Below are 17,088 nucleotides of genomic sequence, written 5' to 3' on the forward strand. Positions count from 1 at the left end.
TCTTGTTGTAAGCGGGGTTCGGAGGGTGCTGATCGGCACTTCCAAAGCCCCACTTCCATCGAAATCCACCGCAGCAGTCGGTTGCTGGATGCGCTTGCTTCACAAATCCAGCATTGCGGGTGATCTCCTCATACTTTGCCTAGCCTGCCGGCCAGCGGCCGGCACTACGGTCGGATTTCGTGCAGATTTATTCATGCCTTCCCTAGCGAGAGCCACGAAGCTCAATCCCTACGATGCAGGCGGCGACGCAGCGCGCCCGCTGCCGCCGCGATAGCCAGAGCAGGCACGGCCAGCACCAGCGTGTATACCAGTCCGGCCAGCAACAGTGGGCCAAAGCCCGAGGCCACGACTACCACCGGCACCTGCAGCACCATTAACAACAATCCCCATAGCCACGCGCGCCGTGGAAAACAGGCGCCTAGAACCGCCGCAATGACGAGTGCAATGGGATAGACGACAGTCCAGTACGTGGGCGCGTCCCAAGGCTCGCCCGCCGGAGTGCGCCAGGCCACCAGCACCCAGAAAACCACCCCGACTGTCAGTGTTACGACGCTCGCTGCAAGCAAATTATTTTCTTTCCGCATTGTTGGTCTCCCGCACGAACACTCAGCATCTCACCTTCGCTATTGATGGTGTATGACCAGCACCCGCATCAGGCACGCAGCAGCCCGGCACGTTAACTTGCTATCGCATTTCGCGCAGCTCCACTCAGACCTTCCCTAGAGAAAGTGGCCACCAGGCGCCCCAGTGCCCTGGGCCTCAACCTTGACGCGTAGCGCGATAACAAAGCTTGCGACCAGCATGGTGATCGCCGCGACCACGAAGACCGTCGTAATGCCGCCCATGCCGAAGACGAGGCCGCCGAGTGCCGCCCCTGCCGCAATGGATGACTGCACAGCAGCGACCACCATCCCGCCGGCACTCTCTGCCTGGTCCGGAAGAGCGCGAGCGACCCAGCTCGACCAGGCTACCGGGACGCCGCCGAACGCCAAGCCCCACAGCAAGACAAGGAGGGTCAGCCCCGTGACGTTCACGGGGAGCAAGACCATGCCAAGCGCTGCAATGGCGACCAGCGCGGGCATCACGACGAGCGTGGCGCGCAGAGTTCGCTCCATCAACCAGCCCGCAAATAAAGTGCCGACAAAGTTGGCCACGCCGAACCCGAGCAGCATCAGTGCAATGCCATCAACATCGATCGCCGCCAAGGTTTCCAAGGCGGGACGGATGTAGGTGAACAGCGAATACTGACCTGTGTGTGCCAGCACGCAACCAGCCATGCCGATGGCAACCCCCGGCCGACGCAGCAGTGCCACCACTGACACCGCATGCGTGGTCGAGCGTGGGGCCATGCGTGGCAACGTGAACCACTGGAACAGCAGCGTCAGGCTGCCGACCCCAGCAGCCGCCCAGAAGGCGCTCCGCCAGCCAAACAAGCCGCCCAGGTAGCTGCCGAGCGGAACGGATACGACCGTGCCCACGGCAATGCCGCTGAAAATGATCGAGAGGGCGCGCGGCACCCGATCTGCTGGTACCAGGCGCATCGCCACGGCCGCTGCCATGCTCCAGAAGCCGCCCAGTGCGATGCCCAGAAGAACGCGCATCACCAGCAGGGTGACAAGGCTGTTCGACACCGCGACCAGCAAATTGGACAGGATCATCAGTACCGTGAAAGAGAGGAGGACACTCCGTCGGTCAAGCCGCTGGGTCAATCCAGGCACCAGCAGTCCGGCAAACAGAGCGACAACCGCCGTCACCGTTACCGCCTGTCCTGCGAGTGCTTCTGACACGCCCAGGTCCGTTGCCATGGGCGTGAGCAGGCTTGCGGGCAAGTATTCGGCCGTGAGAAGCCCAAAGACGCCCATGGCAAGCGAGAACACAGCGACCCATGCCGGCGGCGGCAGCTCTCCCGCTGGCTCTGCGGGCACCTCGCGTGCCGGTTCAACGACGACATTACTCATTGCATGGTTCTCGACGAAGCGTGGAATGCCGAGAGTCTAGGGATGAGATGCCGGATGATCTATGATCATATGACCTGAAGTTTTGATCGAAACACCGAGCCCCTCTATGAGCGAGCATGCTCCCGCGCCTGCGGACCTGATCAACCAGCTGCTGGGCGATATGCACCTGCACGGCGTTGAATATCGCCGTATCCAGACCGGCCCAGACTTTGGTTTGGGATTCGAGTTCAAGCCGGGTCACGCCTACTTTCACTACATTGCGGTGGGCAGCGCTGTGTTGCGTTGCGACGACGGGAGCGAGCATGTGTTGACTGCTGGGGACGCGGTGTTCATGCCGCGCGGCGAGGGTCATTCGCTGGTGTCCAGTCAAAAGCAGCGGGTAAGCCCCATCGACAGCTTTTCAGCAGCGCCCCTCAGCGATTCAGTGGCGGGGGTCGACACGTGTCCGAGCACGCATGCGGTGCCCAGTGCGGTGCTTTTCTACGGACGCATGGCGTTCGATCTTGGTGGCATGCAGGGGCTGAGCAAGTTGATGCCGAGCGTGATGCTTGCACGTTACAACGACGCTCAATTCGCTGGTCTTTTGCCGTTGATCGATTCGATGAAGCGCGAGGTGTGCTCAGGTCGGATCGGCTTTGCCGGCATGTTGGCGCGGCTGGCGGATGTGATTGCGGCCATGATCGTGCGGGGCTGGGTGGAGCGGGGGTGCGACGATGCGTCGGGGTTGGTTGCAGCATTGCGCGATCCCCGCTTGGCTCGGTCATTACTGGCGCTACATGAAAACCCGGGCCGGGACTGGACCGTAGACACCTTGGCGGCGGAGTCGCACGTGTCACGATCCGTCTTCGCCGAGCGCTTCCAGAGCACCATCGGCGTGCCGCCACTCCGATATGTCACGCAGATCCGGATGCATCTGGCGACACGATGGCTCTCGGTCAACAAGCTTCCGATCGAAGAGGTGGCACTTCGCTTGGGCTACACCTCGCAAGCGGCGTTCAGTCGAGCCTTCAAACGAGTGAACGGTCAATCGCCTGGCGCGAGCAAACGGAATCGGGTCGCCTGACGGCACGTTGCCATGTCCCAGCTGCGCCTACGCGACCACCGTTGCGGGCCCACGACAAATCGGCAAGACGCGCGGAGCTCAGTCAAACACCCCCGCAGCCGAAAGCCTGAGCAACTCATCCACGACGTACCGCACCTTGGGACGCAGGTTGCGTGTGCGAGGCCACAGCGCGTGAATCTCGATGTAGTGCTGCGCACAGTCCTCCAAGACCAGCTGCAGTGAGCCTGCCTCCAAATAGGGGCGGACCAGGGAAATGGGCATCTGACAGACGCCAAGACCGCCGACCGCAGCTGCGATGACCCCGTCGCCATCGCTCAGGTGGTGCGTCCCCCTCGGAACAAACCCAGGCTTCATATTCTCTGGGCCGACGCGCCACGGGACGGTTTGTCCATAGCGGAGTCCGACGATGCTGCGATGGGTGCGGAGGTCATCTATCGTTCGGGGCACCCCGAAGGTCTGGAGATAGGAAGGTGATGCGCAAAGCACCAACCGTTGGTGGCCAAGCTTGCGCGCAACCAGACTGGCTGAATGTTCGAGCGCTCCGAATCGAATCGTCAGATCGATGCCTTCTTCAACGGGATCGACCAGATGATCCGTGAACGTCAGCGTGTAGTGGAGGTCGGGATGCGCAGCACCGATGCGCAGCAATATCGGCAGGAGTACGTGGCGCCCGAACGAGGTCGGCATGTCGATGCGTAGCCGTCCTACAGGCAGGGATGACCTGGACGCCAAAGATGCCTCGGCGCTGGCGATTTCCTCCAACGCGGCAGAGCATGTGGCGAAATAGGATTCGCCGTCCGCCGTGAGGGCGATTCGCCGCGTCGTGCGATGGAAGAGGCGCACCCCCAGTCTGCTCTCCAGTCGCGCGATGGCCTTGCCCACGGCCGACCGCGATATCCCGAGCGTCTCGGCTGCCTCTGTGAACGTAGTCGACCGGGCGGCGGTCACGAAGGTCGTCAAACCTGTCAGGGATTCGACAGCAAGCATGCGGATCCTATTGGGGAATTGTGTTCCCTAATGAGGGGATAGTTGGCTCCTTTATGCCGCATCCTGTCAACCTTATCTTGGTAGTCACTACATCGTTCGAGACGTCCGTTATGACACCTAAGCTGTTTGCACCCTTCGACCTCGCTGGAACACCGCTGAGAAACCGCGTCGTGATGGCGCCGATGACTCGCGCCCGGAACCCTGGCTGCGTTGCCAACGCCTTGACCGCTGAATACTACGCACAGCGATCCAGTGCGGGCTTGATCATCAGCGAGGGAACGCCCGTGTCACCGGAAGGTCAGGGTTACATTGATGTCCCGGGGATGTGGTCCTCGGAACAGGTTGCCGGTTGGAAACGTGTGACCGACGCAGTGCATGCGGACCGGGGCAAAATCTTCGCCCAGCTGTGGCACGTAGGGCGCATGTCGCACTCCTCTCTGCAGCCCGGCGGTGCGGCTCCGGTCAGCGCAAGCAGCCGGCCGGTTGCTTCCAGCTCGAAGAGTTTTGCCTTCATCTACCGCGAAGACGGGTCGCGTGGGACGGCGGAGCCAAGTCAGGCGCGCCCACTCGAAACCGCAGAGGTGCAACGGGTTGTGAGCGACTTTGTCGAGGCGGCCCAGCGGGCGCGCGAGGCCGGCTTCGATGGGGTCGAGATCCACGCTGCCAACGGCTACCTGTTCGAGCAGTTCCTCAACCCGGTGACGAATGACCGGACGGATGCTTACGGTGGTTCGCTGCAGAATCGGGCGCGCCTGATCCTGGACACGGTCGATGCGATCGCCAGCCGGATCGGGTCGAGCAGGGTGGGTATCCGCCTGGCTCCGAATAATCGTCAGTTCGACATGCCGGAGTACGCGGAGAACGAGGCCAGTTATCTGTACCTCGCCAATGAGTTGGGCACCCGGGATCTCGCGTACGTCCACCTCAACAACAATTTCTCCCATGGCGAGTCAGCTCTCGACGAAGCGTTCCTGCGCACATTCAAGCGTGCTTATGGAGACGTCGTTATCTTGGCCGGTGGCATGACCCGCGAATCCTCGTTGAGGCTGGTCGAGGAGGGAGTAATCGATCTGGCAGCCTTCGGCCAGCCCTTCATTGCCAACCCCGACCTGGTCGAGCGCCTGGAGAGCGACCTTCCGCTCGCGCTGCCTGATCGCGCGACGTACTACGGCGGCGGCGCAGAGGGATACACCGACTACGCGCGGGCTACCTGACCTTTAGAGATGGATGATCGGCCCCGGAAGGGGCGATCATCCGCTCACTGATTTGCTATGTTGAACACGCCCGATCCAGGGAAACCAGAGGTGTGGCGCTTCAGTGATAGAGACCCGCCTGCTCCAACAGTTCGTTGCCGTCGCCGAAGAGCTCCATTTCAATCGGGCTGCCGAGCGGCTGCACATGGCGCAGCCCCCGCTGAGCCAGGCGATCCGCAAGCTTGAGAGCGCTGTCGGTGCACCTCTCTTCGTGCGCACCCATCGCAGTGTGGCGCTGACCCCGGCCGGTGCGGCATTTCTTGTCACGGCGCGCACCGCCCTGAGCGCTTTGGAGGAGGGGGTAGCGCAGACGCGACGGGTTGCGCAGGGGATTGAGGGCCACCTCACGCTGACTTTCATCAACATTGCGCCCTATACCCCTCTGTTACGAGCACTGCGCGGTTTTCGAAACGCCTGCCCGGGCGTTGCGTTCACCATGGTGGAGGCCACGACCCAGGAGCAGGTCATCGCGCTGGAACAGGGCAGGGCGGATATCGGATTCATGCGGACGCCAGGAACGTCTGTCCCGCACCTGCGCATGGCCACCGTGTCCAGCGAACCGATTTACGTGGCGCTACCCGCCGGCCATCGGCTGGAATCGGCCCCGACCATTGAGCTGGCGTCGCTCAAGGATGACGCGTTCGTCGCCTCACCGCGGACGCTCGGCAAGGGGTTCCATGACCAGCTCATCAGCCTTTGCCAGGCAGCAGGGTTCGTTCCCAACATCGTGCAGCACGGCCGACAGATGCAGACCCTGATCGCCTTGGTGGCCGCCGGGTTTGGTGTGGCACTGCTCCCCGCGTCCTTGGCGACGACTGCGCGGGAAGACGTAGTGTTCCGCCCACTCCAGGCGGACCCATCCGATGAAATGGCCCGCCTGGACCTGTTCATGGCGTGGAACGAAACCCGGGCATCCACACTCCGCGACCGACTGATACAGACGATCCTGCAGAGTCTGTCAGCGTCCTGACCTGACAAGACGCGCCGCGTCTTGCTGCGGTATGTAGAGCGTCCTTCACCAGCGCCACGCCAGCCACTACGCTTCGGCGGCATCGCTGTCGAGGAACTTCAATGCCTGCCGCCATCTATGTGTTTTCGCTGTGCGCATTCGCGTTCGGCCTTTCCGAGTTCGTTGTCGCTGGCCTGTTGACCACGCTTGCCGACGACCTTGACGCGCCGATCTCTCTGGTCGGCACGGCCATCGCCGCCTATGCACTGGGCGCCGCCATCGGTGCGCCTTTCCTCACTGCGCTGGTCGCCCACTGGCGGGACAGGAACATCCTGCTTCTGGCAACGGCGTTGCTTGGGGTGGGCAGCTTGATGATGAGCGCGTCACCCAATCTGGTGTTCCTGCTGGTTGTTCGCTTCGTGGTCGGCTTGGGCCACGGCGTCTTCATGGCGGTGGCCTCCGACGCAGCGACAAGGCTGGTGGATCCACGGCGGTCAGGCCGGGCGCTGTCGGTGGTGTGGATCGGATTGACGCTTGCATTGGCAATCGGTGTTCCCCTGGGCACCTACCTGGGAAGCCTGTGGAGTTGGCGACTGGTTTTCCTGGCTATCGGCGTGCTCAGTGTGGGGGGGATGCTTGGATTGGCACTGTCCATGCCACGCGGCGAGGTCGCGGTGGGCTCAACCGGCGGTGGCGCGTGGAAGGGCATTCAGGCTGTCGCCCATCCCCAGCTGCTGGTGACGGCCAGTATCGGCGCACTCGTCAGCATCGCCACCTTCGCGTTCTTTACGTTCGTTTCGCCCTACTTGCAGCAGGTAACCGCGGTGAATATGCAGTGGCTGAGCCTGGGGATGTTGTTGTTCGGCGTCTGTGCGATCGCAGGCAATCTGCTGGGCGGATTCCTTGCCGACGCGATGGACGTGGATCGCAGTATCCGATTTGCGTTGATCGCATTGGCGCTGAATCTGCTGGGGTTGTACGGCTTCGCACGCATGCCGGTCCCGATGATGATGCTGATCGGCACGCTGGGCATCTGTTTCTTTTCTATTGTGACCCTGCTGACCCTTCGACTGCTCCGGCTGGCGCAGCGCTTCATTCCTGCCTACAGTTCGGTGGCAGCGGGATTGAATATCGCTTCCTTCAATCTGGGGACCGCGCTGGGTGGTGCGCTGGGAGGCCTCACGATAAGCTTTGCGACCTTGGCTTACGTCCCGCTGACGGGCGCGTCGGCCGCGGTGCTGGCCCTCGTGGTGCTGTACCTGCAGAGGCGGTGGATGAGCGAGCCTTCAGAGGGCATGCCGCAACAAGCCGGGCAGGGTACTTGACTCAAACACTGGCACTGGAAAATAAGGGAATGGCATGAAGGTGCACTGGAATGACTGTGGCGAAGGGCCAACGTCTGATGCCCCCGTGGAGCTTGATCTCGCGCAGACGCAGTTGGTCTGGTCCGATGAAGTCCGAGGGGTGGAGGGTAACTTTCTCGGTATCACGGATGGTTCCGGAAACACAGTCCAGTTCTATTTTACCGAGGGCATTCCAGACGACGTTGAAGATGCGAGTCATCTCACTATCGTTCTTGTCGACTTTCCCGTCATCGAAGAGCGCGGCTCGTATTCAAAACAGGTCGCCATAGGTGAGGTCGCCGGCCTTATAGCAAAAGTGTTTGAGATGGGCGCGAGCTATCGGTCTTTCAGTGGCTTGCGCTTTGTCGAGTGGTAGATATCGAGGAAATGCGGGCCCCGCGGACGCGCGCATGACTGAACATCCCGGTCCGGTACACTTCAGTGAGCGCGTTCACCACCTTCGGAGAGTTCCGGTATGCCGTATCTCAGTTTTCATGTCTCTGCGGACGCATCGCAAGCCCAGTCAGACGACGTCGCTCGTGTCCTCACGGAGCTTACGGCGACCGTGCTCGGCAAGAAGCGCGAGCTCACTTCAGTCGAGATAAAGGCAACGTCGCCTGAAAGCTGGTACATCGGTGGCAAGCGTGTTGCGGGGCAGGACGTGGTGACGTTCTACCTGGACATCAAAGTAACCGAGGGGACCAACACCAAGAATGAAAAGTCCCAGTACGTCCGTCAGGTCTTTGATGCGGTGGCTGAAATCTTCGGCCCACTGGCACCTGCGAGTTACATCGTGATCCACGAAGTGCATGCAGACGCGTGGGGCTATGAGGGGAAGACGCAAGAGTACCGTTACATCTCTGGTGTCTCGCTCTAAGGCGCTTATCGGTGCATTTCAGGATTGCGTTGCGGCTGGCCTGACGGTGATGCCCTGGGATTAGGGCCGCATCCGAAAAAGTGAGCGATACAGCCGACTGACCACTCAAATTCCCCTGCTCTCCACATCCGGAAACACCCGCTCACAGAGAAAATCAACGAGTGCCCGGATCTTCGGCGAGGGATGCTTGCTCGCCGGCCACAGCACATGGAACACGCCGCTGCGCTGCACGTAGTCACTCAGGATCGGCGTGAGCCGGCCATCAGCCAACGGCTCGCGCACCGCGAAGTCCGGAAGGTAGGCAATCCCAAGCCCGCGCAGTGCAAAACAGACGCGCGTCTCGATGTTGTTGCAGATCATCGACGTGGGCAGCTGTAACTCTGGGTCACCTGATGCCTGCCCCAGTGCCCAGGTCTCCAGCTTGCCGCTGTTGGGAAAGCGGTAGTGCAGGCAGGTGTGTTGCCGTAGATCGTCTGGCGCCATCGGTGTCCCTCGACGCGTCAGATACGCCGGCGAGGCCACCAGTCGCATCTGGAAGGCGCCCAGCCGACGGGCCGACAGGCGTGAATCGGCCGGCTCGCCCGTGCGAACCACCGCGTCAAAGCCTTCTTCGATCACGTCGACCATCCGGTCGGTGAAGTCCAGATCGAGCTCGATCTCCGGGTATGCACGCATGAACTCGCCGAGCACCGGCAGCACCAGCGAGCTGACCAGCGGCAGGCTGATCCGCAGCCGTCCGCGCGGGGCGGCGCTGGCCTGCGACAGTTCCATTTCGGCTGCCTCGATCTCAGCCAGGATGCGGCGGCTGCGCTCCAGGAAGAGCGTGCCCTCGGCCGTCAACGTGACGCTGCGCGTGCTGCGGTGGAACAAGCGCACCCCCAGCTTCTCTTCCAGCCGCGCTACGCTCTTCCCCACCGCCGACGCCGATACGCCCAACAGCCGTCCCGCCGCGACGAAGCTCCGCGTTTCGGCGACCTGCACGAACACCACGAAGCCACTCAGGCTGTCCATGATTTCTTCACTGTCCATTGCGGACAAGGTGTTCCGCACATCGAGGAACTGTAGCCCAGTTTTTCTTTAATCGCCCGGTATCTATCGTCATGACCTGACCCACGAAACGAGTTCAATGCCATGGCGCGTCATCCAATTTCTCTGCGCGAACATCTCCGGCCTTCATCGCTGGCCCAGCGTGTCGAGCAGGCTGAGTTCCGTCCCATGTTGGCTGACGGCCGCCCCGCAACCCTGACGACGCAGAGGGGCTCTGCCGCCCAAGGGCGCCTGCCGCTGGCGTCGCTGCTGGCGCTGGCGATGGCGGCGTTCATTACCATCCTGACCGAAGCGCTGCCTGCTGGTCTGTTGCCGCAGATGGCGCACAGTCTGGCGGTGTCTGAAGCCTGGGTCGGGCAGACCGTCACCCTCTACGCCGTGGGTTCCCTGTTGGCGGCGATTCCACTGACGGCCTCGACGCAGGGCCTACGTCGCCGACCCCTGTTGTTGGCGGCCCTTGCGGGCTTTGTAGTGGCCAATACCGTGACGACATTTTCTGCCAGCTATGTCCTGACCATGGCGGCGCGTTTTGTGGCGGGCGTGTCGGCCGGACTGGTGTGGGCGCTGCTGGCCGGTTACGCCGCGCGCATGGTTCCGGCCCATCAGAAGGGCCGTGCGATTGCGGTTGCGATGGTCGGCACACCGTTGGCGCTGTCGCTGGGCGTGCCCGCCGGCACCTACATTGGCAATCTGGTCGGCTGGCGGATGTGCTTTGGCATCATGAGCGCGCTGGCGCTGGTGCTCATGGTGTGGGCGCGCATCAAACTGCCAGATTTTGCAGGCCAGCCCGCCGGCAGGGCGTCGTCGCTGCGACAGGTCTTCACGTTGCCCGGCGTGCGCCCGGTCCTGTTCGTCGTCCTGGCTTTCGTGTTGGCGCATAACGTTCTCTATACCTACATCGCGCCGTTTCTGGCGGCGGCGGGCATGGTGGAGCGGACAGACGTGGTGCTGCTGGTGTTCGGCCTCTCGTCGCTGCTGGGGATATGGATCATTGGCGTACTGATCGACCGTCGGCTGCGTGCACTGACGCTCGCCAGCATGGCGTTGTTCGGAATGGCCGCGTTGGCGCTCGGCGTGGCCGGTGATGCGCCCAAGGTCGTGTATGTGGCTGTGGCAGCCTGGGGCCTGGCGTTCGGTGGGTCGGCGACGCTGTTCCAGACAGCATTGGCCAACGTGGCAGGGGACGCTGCAGATGTCGCGCAGGCGATGCTGGTCACGGCGTGGAACCTGGCGATTGCCGGAGGCGCCCTGGTGGGAGGCGTGCTGCTTGAGCGGGTGGGCGTCCACGGTTTCCCGCCGGTCTTGCTGGGGCTGTTGGTAGCGGCGCTGGGGGTGGTGTGGGCAGCCAGGCGGCACGGGTTTTCTGCTCCGGTGCCCCTGCCACCATTTGCCCACAAAACCGAGCAGCGCTAACCTCCCGCAATGACAATTCCACTCTCCGCAGCGCCCGAGACCGTCCGCGGCCCCGCTGAGCATGATGTGCGCACCCAGATCATCGAGGCGGCCACGGCGCACTTCAGCCACTACGGTTATGACAAGACCACGGTGTCCGACCTGGCCAAGGCCATCGGCTTTTCGAAGGCGTACATCTACAAGTTCTTCCCGTCCAAGCAGGCCATTGGCGAACTGATCTGTGCGAACTGCTTGAGTCAGATCGAAGCGGACGTGCATCAGGCGCTCAGTGCGACGGCTGCGCCGCCAGAGAAGCTGCTGGTGCTGTTCACGGTGATTGTCGAGTCCAGTCTTCGGCTGTTTCTACAGGACCGGCGCCTCTACGAAATCGCGGTCGCGGCCGCGACCGATCAGTGGCCCTCGGCGCAGGCCTACCAGGCCCGCATCCGGAAACAGGTCGAGGACATCCTCAAAGAGGGGCGTACATCGGGCGAGTTCGAGACCGTGTCAGACCTGCAGATGACGAGCCACGCGGTCTATCAGGTGCTGGCCCCGTACCTGAACCCCGTAACGCTTCCCCATCTGAAGGCGTTGCACGCTGAACACCCTCAAGCGCTGCAGCAGCTGGTCCTGCGGAGCCTTGCGCCACAGCGATAGTGACGGTTGACGAAAATGGTCACTAGGAACAGAATGCATCCGGATATCCCATTCCGGAAGACCGTATGCGGCGCCGTCTTGTAGTTTCAGCCCTCTCCTGTGTTGTTCCGTTGTTCCTTGTGGCGTGCGGAAAGTCGGAAGACGTCGACCCCCGGACCGCTCCGCCCATCGTCCGGGTTGCTCAGGTGCAACCGGCCGCAGGAAACGCGCGCACGTTTACCGGTACCATCGCCGCCCGCGTGCAGAGCGATCTCGCCTTTCGCGTGGGGGGCAAAGTCACCGAGCGCCTCGTAGAGACCGGTCAGACCGTCAGGCGCGGCGATGTGCTCTACCGGATTGATCCGCTTGATCTGAACCTGGCAGCGGCCTCGCAACAGCAAGCCGTTATCGCGGCCCGGGCGCAAAGCGTGCAGGCCACCGCGGACGAAGCGCGGTATCGCGATCTGGCGACCAAGGGCGTCGTATCCCGGTCGGCCTACGATCAGATCAAAGCCGCGGCGGATGCAGCATCGGCGCAGCTCAAGGCGGCCGAGGCGCAATCCGGGGTTGCACGCAATGCCAGCCAGTACACCGTGCTCGTCGCCGATGCCGATGGGGTGGTGATGTCCATCGCTGCGGAGCCCGGCCAGGTCGTCGCGGCGGGACAGATCGTCGCCCGGCTTGCCCGTGCAGGTAGTCGAGAGGCGCTGGTCCAACTGCCCGAGACGCTGCGTCCCTCGATCGGCTCGGTAGCCTCGGCGTCCGCGTTCGGGGGGAGCGTCAAGATTCCCGCCCGGTTGCGCGTGCTCTCCGAATCGGCCGACCCCGCAACCCGCACGTTTGAAGCGCGCTACACCCTGGAAGAGGGCGGCACGGCGCTGCCCTTGGGTTCAACAGTGGCCGTAGAGATGGCCGGTGCTGTACCTGCCGGCGCGTCCGCAGGCGTTGAAGTACCGTTGGGTGCGCTGTTCGATCCTGGCACCGGCCCCGGCGTGTGGGTGATCGACGGTAAGCCGCTCAAAGCCCGTTGGATGCCGGTAGCGGTCAAGCAATTCAGCGATGACCACGCCCTGGTTGCGGGTGCCCTGAACGCATCGGATCGCGTGGCGGCCCTTGGCGCCCATCTGCTGCGCGAAGGCCAGCTGGTTCGATTGGCTGACACGGCCAGCAGCGCCGCGGCAGACGGAGTGCGTCCGTGAGTGGCTTCAACCTGTCAGCGCTTGCGGTACGCGAGCGCGCCATTACGGTCTTTTTGATCTTTCTGATCTCTGTTGCCGGCATCGTCTCGTTCTTCCAGCTCGGCCGCGCCGAGGACCCCGCGTTCACCGTCAAAGTCATGACCATCGTGACGGCGTGGCCGGGCGCCACGCCGACGGAAATGCAGGATCAGGTCGCCGAGAAGCTGGAAAAGCGCCTGCAGGAGCTGCGGTGGTACGACCGCAGCGAAACCTACACCCGACCGGGATTGTCCTTCACCACGCTGACGTTGCAGGACGGCACGCCCCCTTCGGCCGTGCAGGAAGAGTTCTATCAAGCGCGCAAGAAAATGGCAGACGAAGCCGCCAATCTGCCGGCGGGCGTCATCGGTCCGATGGTCAACGACGAATATGCGGATGTCACCTTCGCGCTGTTCGCCTTGAAAGCGAAGGGGGAGCCCTTCCGTTTACTCGCGCGCGATGCGGAGACCCTGCGCCAGCGATTGCTGCACGTGCCCGGTGTAAAGAAGGTCAACATCATCGGCGAGCAGTCCGAGCGCATCTATGTGGAGCTGTCCCATGAGCGGCTGGCGAACCTCGGCATCACACCGCAGGACGTGTTCGGGGCGCTGAACGGCCAGAACGCCCTTACGCCAGCCGGCTCTGTGGAGGCCAAAGGGCCGCAGATATTCATTCGCCTGGATGGTGCGCTGGATCAGCTGGAAAAGATCCGGGATACGCCCATCGTGGCACAGGGCAGGACGCTCAAGCTGCGGGACATTGCCACCGTCAAGCGGGGTTATGAGGATCCGTCGACCTTCATGATCCGCAACGGTGGCGAGCCGGCCATGCTGCTGGGCATCGTCATGCGTGACGGCTGGAATGGCCTGGATCTTGGTGAATCCCTCGATGCAGAGGTCAAGAAGATCAACGACGGGCTGCCGGTGGGGATGGCCTTGGACAAGGTCACCGATCAGGCGGTGAACATCAGCTCGTCGGTAGACGAGTTCATGATGAAATTCTTCGCCGCGCTGCTGGTGGTGATGCTGGTCTGCTTCGTCAGCATGGGCTGGCGGGTGGGTGTGGTAGTGGCAGCGGCCGTGCCGCTGACGCTGGCTGCGGTGTTCATGGTGATGGCCGCCACCGGCAAGAACTTTGACCGCATCACGCTGGGTTCGTTGATCCTGGCACTCGGCCTGCTGGTCGACGACGCGATCATTGCCATCGAAATGATGGTGGTCAAAATGGAAGAGGGCTACAGCCGGGTCAAGGCATCGGCCTACGCGTGGAGTCACACGGCAGCGCCCATGTTGGCGGGCACGCTGGTGACCGCCGTGGGCTTCATGCCCAATGGCTTTGCCCGGTCCACCGCGGGCGAATACACCAGCAACATGTTCTGGATCGTGGGCATCGCGCTGATCGTGTCGTGGGTGGTCGCGGTGTTTTTCACGCCCTACCTGGGCGTGAAGCTGCTGCCCGAACTCAAGACCGTCGAAGGCGGGCACAGCAGTCTCTACGACACGCCGCGCTACCACCGTTTCCGATCGATCCTGGCGCGTGTGATTGCGCGCAAGTGGCTTGCCGCTGGCTCGGTGATTGCGCTGTTCGTGCTTTCGGTGGTGGGGATGGGGTTGGTCAAGAAGCAGTTCTTCCCTATCTCTGATCGCCCGGAGGTGTTGGTCGAAGTGCAGATGCCCTACGGCACGGCCATCGAACAGACCAGCCTGGCGACGCGGAAGGTCGAGAAATGGCTTTCTGCGCAGGAAGAATCGAAGATCGTCACGGCCTACATCGGCCAAGGGGCGCCACGGTTCTATCTGGCCATCTCGCCGGAACTACCGGATCCCGCGTTTGCCAAGATCGTGGTGCGTACCGACAGCCAGGAACAGCGCGATTCCCTGAAAGCAAAGCTGCGTCAGGCGGTGTCCGAGGGGCTGGCACCGGAAGCAAGCGTGCGTGTGACGCAGCTGGTGTTTGGTCCTTATTCGCCTTATCCCGTGGCCTATCGGGTCAGCGGACCAGATGTCGACGTGATCCGTGGCATCGCGGCCAAGGTCGAGCAGACCCTGCACGCCAGCCCGATGATGCGCACCGTCAACAGCGACTGGGGCGTGCGCACGCCGACGCTGCACTTCACCTTGGATCAGGACCGCCTGCAGGCGATGGGGATGACCTCGGCCTCTGTTTCGCAGCAGCTGCAGTTCTTCCTGAGTGGCGTGCCGGTGACGGCGGTTCGCGAGGACATCCGCACCGTTGAAGTGGTGGCGCGGTCCGGCGGGGAAACACGGCTGGATCCTGCTCGGATTGCGGACTTCACCCTGGTCGGGGCGGCTGGCCAGCGCGTGCCCCTGTCCCAGATCGGCGCGGTGGAGGTCCGGATGGAAGAGCCGGTGCTGCGCCGTCGTGATCGCGTTCCCACCATCACCGTGCGCGGTGACATTGACGATGCGCTGCAGCCACCGGACGTATCCACCGCGATCAGCATGCAGCTTGAGCCGCTCATTGCCTCGCTGCCCGAGGGCTACGCCATTACCCAGGCGGGGTCCATCGAGGAATCCGGCAAGGCCATGAGCGCGATGCTGCCGCTGTTCCCGATCATGCTGGCGGTGACCCTGCTGATCATCATCCTGCAGGTGCGCTCCATCTCGGCGATGATCATGGTCTTCATGACCAGTCCGTTGGGGCTGATCGGCGTGGTGCCGACCCTGCTGCTGTTCCAGCAGCCGTTCGGCATCAATGCGCTGGTGGGCTTGATTGCCCTGTCGGGCATCCTGATGCGCAACACGCTCATCCTCATCGGGCAGATCCACGAGAACGAAGCAGCCGGGATGGAGACCTTCCACGCCATCATCGAGGCGACGGTGCATCGCGCGCGCCCGGTGATCCTGACCTCCCTGGCGGCGGTGCTTGCGTTCATTCCGCTGACCCACTCGGTGTTCTGGGGAACGCTCGCCTACACGTTGATCGGCGGCACCATCGCCGGCACGGTGATGACGCTGGTGTTCCTCCCGGCGATGTATGCCATCTGGTTCAAGGTCCGGGCGGGAAAAGCCCCCGCTGTCTGACAGCGACCCGGACCTCTTTTATATGGGAAGTGACTCATGAGCATTGCTGACAAAGATCGCATCGTGGTGACCGGAATGGGCGCGGTCAGCCCACTCGGCTGCGGCGTTGAAACGGTTTGGTCGCGCCTGTTGGCCGGATGCTCTGGCATCGGGTCGCTGGGTGCCGAGCTTGCGGAGGGAACCGGCTGTGCAGTCGGTGGTCGCGTACCTGATCGTCTTCAAGACCCGGAAGCGGGCTTTGATTCCACCGGCATCATCGCGCCGAAGGACCTCAAGAAGATGGATCGGTTTGTCGAGTTCGCGCTGGTCGCCGCCCACGAAGCGCTCGAACAGGCGGGCTGGCGCGAAGCGGATGAGCGCGGGCTGCTGCGAACCGCGACGGTGATTGCCACCGGCATCGGTGGGTTCGGATCGATCGTCAATGCCGTCCACACCAACGAAAGCCGGGGGCCTGGCCGGCTGTCGCCGTTCACTGCGCCCACGTTCCTGGCCAACATGGCGGCGGGGCAGGCGTCGATCCGTTATGGCTTCAAGGGTCCGCAGGGCGCCCCTGTCACGGCCTGCGCGGCAGGCGTCCAAGCGATCGGTGATGCGGCGCGCCTCATTCGTTCCGGCGAGGCGGACATCGCGCTGTGCGGCGGCGCCGAGGCCGCGATGCACCGGGTCAGTCTGGGCGGCTTCGCTGCTGCCAAGGCGTTGAGCACGTCGTTCAATGACACGCCCCACGCCGCGTCTCGCCCGTTTGATGAGCAGCGGGACGGGTTTGTCATGTCTGAAGGGGCAGGGCTGTTGGTGATCGAGCGGCTGGATCATGCGCTGGCGCGCGGTGCTACGCCACTGGCAGAACTGGTCGGCTATGGCACGACGTCGGACGCGTATCACCTTACTGCCGGGCCCGACGACGGCAGCGGCGCGCGGCGGGCGATGGAGATTGCGCTGACCCAGGCCGGCATTTCTCCGGACCAGGTCCACCACATCAACGCGCACGCAACCTCGACCCAGGTGGGCGATCGGGCAGAGCTTGCCGCCATGCGTGCGTTGTTTGGTTCGCGTGCCGATCTGCTGATCGCCGCCACCAAGTCGAGCACGGGACATCTTCTGGGTGCTGCGGGTGGCATTGAGGCGATCTTTACGGTGCTTGCGTTGCGCGATCAGATCGTGCCTGCCACGCTCAACCTGGAGCATCCCGATGCGCTCGCCGCTGGGCTGTCGATTGTCTGCGGGCACCCCCAGAAGGCCGACATCCAGTTCGCGCTGACCAACGGGTTTGGCTTCGGCGGAGTAAATGCCAGCGCGTTGTTCAAACGCCTGTGAGCATCTGC

15 protein-coding genes are annotated in these 17,088 nt (G+C 63.0%); 11 read left to right on the plus strand and 4 right to left on the minus strand.

What is annotated here, in order from left to right; all coding sequences use genetic code 11:
- Positions 1–221: 221 nt before the first annotated feature.
- The gene (locus tag ICJ04_RS08060) at positions 222–584 is read right to left on the minus strand and encodes a hypothetical protein (RefSeq protein WP_188326986.1); all 363 of its coding nucleotides are present in this window, start codon (positions 582–584) and stop codon (positions 222–224) included.
- 135 nt (positions 585–719) lie between these two features.
- Complete coding sequence (locus tag ICJ04_RS08065; protein WP_188326987.1) at positions 720–1,958, minus strand: MFS transporter; 1,239 nt, start codon at positions 1,956–1,958, stop codon at positions 720–722.
- A gap of 106 nt (positions 1,959–2,064) precedes the next feature.
- On the opposite strand from ICJ04_RS08065, the gene ICJ04_RS08070 reads away from it, so the two are divergent.
- On the plus strand, positions 2,065–3,021 hold the full coding sequence (locus ICJ04_RS08070) for an AraC family transcriptional regulator (RefSeq protein WP_188326988.1): 957 nt from the start codon (positions 2,065–2,067) through the stop codon (positions 3,019–3,021).
- A gap of 78 nt (positions 3,022–3,099) precedes the next feature.
- Here the strand turns inward: ICJ04_RS08070 and ICJ04_RS08075 are convergent, their stop codons facing one another.
- Entirely contained in the window at positions 3,100–4,008 is a 909-nt protein-coding gene (locus ICJ04_RS08075; RefSeq protein WP_188326989.1) for a LysR family transcriptional regulator, read from the minus strand.
- Between the two features lie 110 nt (positions 4,009–4,118).
- Here ICJ04_RS08075 and ICJ04_RS08080 point away from each other — a divergent pair, with 110 nt between their 5' ends.
- The 5 genes from ICJ04_RS08080 (at position 4,119) to ICJ04_RS08100 (ending at position 8,430) form a co-directional block, all read left to right on the plus strand.
- Positions 4,119–5,222 carry an alkene reductase gene (locus ICJ04_RS08080; protein ID WP_188326990.1) on the plus strand — a complete coding sequence of 368 codons (1,104 nt, stop codon included), beginning with the start codon at positions 4,119–4,121 and terminating at the stop codon, positions 5,220–5,222.
- Positions 5,223–5,325: 103 nt separating this feature from the next.
- Positions 5,326–6,231, plus strand: coding sequence for a LysR substrate-binding domain-containing protein (locus ICJ04_RS08085; RefSeq protein WP_188326991.1), 906 nt, complete (start codon positions 5,326–5,328; stop codon positions 6,229–6,231).
- A 101-nt stretch (positions 6,232–6,332) separates the two neighbouring features.
- The gene (locus tag ICJ04_RS08090; protein WP_188326992.1) at positions 6,333–7,535 is read left to right on the plus strand and encodes an MFS transporter; all 1,203 of its coding nucleotides are present in this window, start codon (positions 6,333–6,335) and stop codon (positions 7,533–7,535) included.
- Positions 7,536–7,569: 34 nt separating this feature from the next.
- Positions 7,570–7,929, plus strand: coding sequence for a hypothetical protein (locus ICJ04_RS08095; RefSeq protein ID WP_188326993.1), 360 nt, complete (start codon positions 7,570–7,572; stop codon positions 7,927–7,929).
- A 99-nt stretch (positions 7,930–8,028) separates the two neighbouring features.
- Positions 8,029–8,430, plus strand: a complete 402-nt coding sequence (locus ICJ04_RS08100; RefSeq protein ID WP_188326994.1) for a tautomerase family protein — start codon at positions 8,029–8,031, stop codon at positions 8,428–8,430.
- A gap of 105 nt (positions 8,431–8,535) precedes the next feature.
- On the opposite strand, the gene ICJ04_RS08105 is transcribed toward ICJ04_RS08100, so the two are convergent.
- A complete protein-coding gene (locus ICJ04_RS08105; RefSeq protein ID WP_223203015.1) occupies positions 8,536–9,459 on the minus strand; it encodes a LysR family transcriptional regulator in 924 nt (307 codons plus the stop codon).
- Positions 9,460–9,561: 102 nt separating this feature from the next.
- Here ICJ04_RS08105 and ICJ04_RS08110 point away from each other — a divergent pair, with 102 nt between their 5' ends.
- The 5 genes from ICJ04_RS08110 (at position 9,562) to fabF (ending at position 17,080) form a co-directional block, all read left to right on the plus strand.
- Complete coding sequence (locus tag ICJ04_RS08110) at positions 9,562–10,890, plus strand: MFS transporter (RefSeq protein ID WP_275138273.1); 1,329 nt, start codon at positions 9,562–9,564, stop codon at positions 10,888–10,890.
- A gap of 9 nt (positions 10,891–10,899) precedes the next feature.
- On the plus strand, positions 10,900–11,526 hold the full coding sequence (locus ICJ04_RS08115; RefSeq protein ID WP_188326996.1) for a TetR/AcrR family transcriptional regulator: 627 nt from the start codon (positions 10,900–10,902) through the stop codon (positions 11,524–11,526).
- 65 nt (positions 11,527–11,591) lie between these two features.
- The gene (locus tag ICJ04_RS08120; protein WP_188326997.1) at positions 11,592–12,704 is read left to right on the plus strand and encodes an efflux RND transporter periplasmic adaptor subunit; all 1,113 of its coding nucleotides are present in this window, start codon (positions 11,592–11,594) and stop codon (positions 12,702–12,704) included.
- Complete coding sequence (locus ICJ04_RS08125) at positions 12,701–15,766, plus strand: efflux RND transporter permease subunit (protein WP_188326998.1); 3,066 nt, start codon at positions 12,701–12,703, stop codon at positions 15,764–15,766. The genes ICJ04_RS08120 and ICJ04_RS08125 overlap by 4 nt, the downstream gene beginning before the upstream one ends.
- A gap of 36 nt (positions 15,767–15,802) precedes the next feature.
- Entirely contained in the window at positions 15,803–17,080 is a 1,278-nt protein-coding gene (gene fabF / locus ICJ04_RS08130) for a beta-ketoacyl-ACP synthase II (protein ID WP_188326999.1), read from the plus strand.
- The last annotated feature ends 8 nt before the right edge of the window (positions 17,081–17,088 follow it).

It is taken from the genome of Stenotrophomonas sp. 169, from assembly GCF_014621775.1.
Taxonomy (GTDB): Bacteria; Pseudomonadota; Gammaproteobacteria; order Xanthomonadales; family Xanthomonadaceae; genus Stenotrophomonas.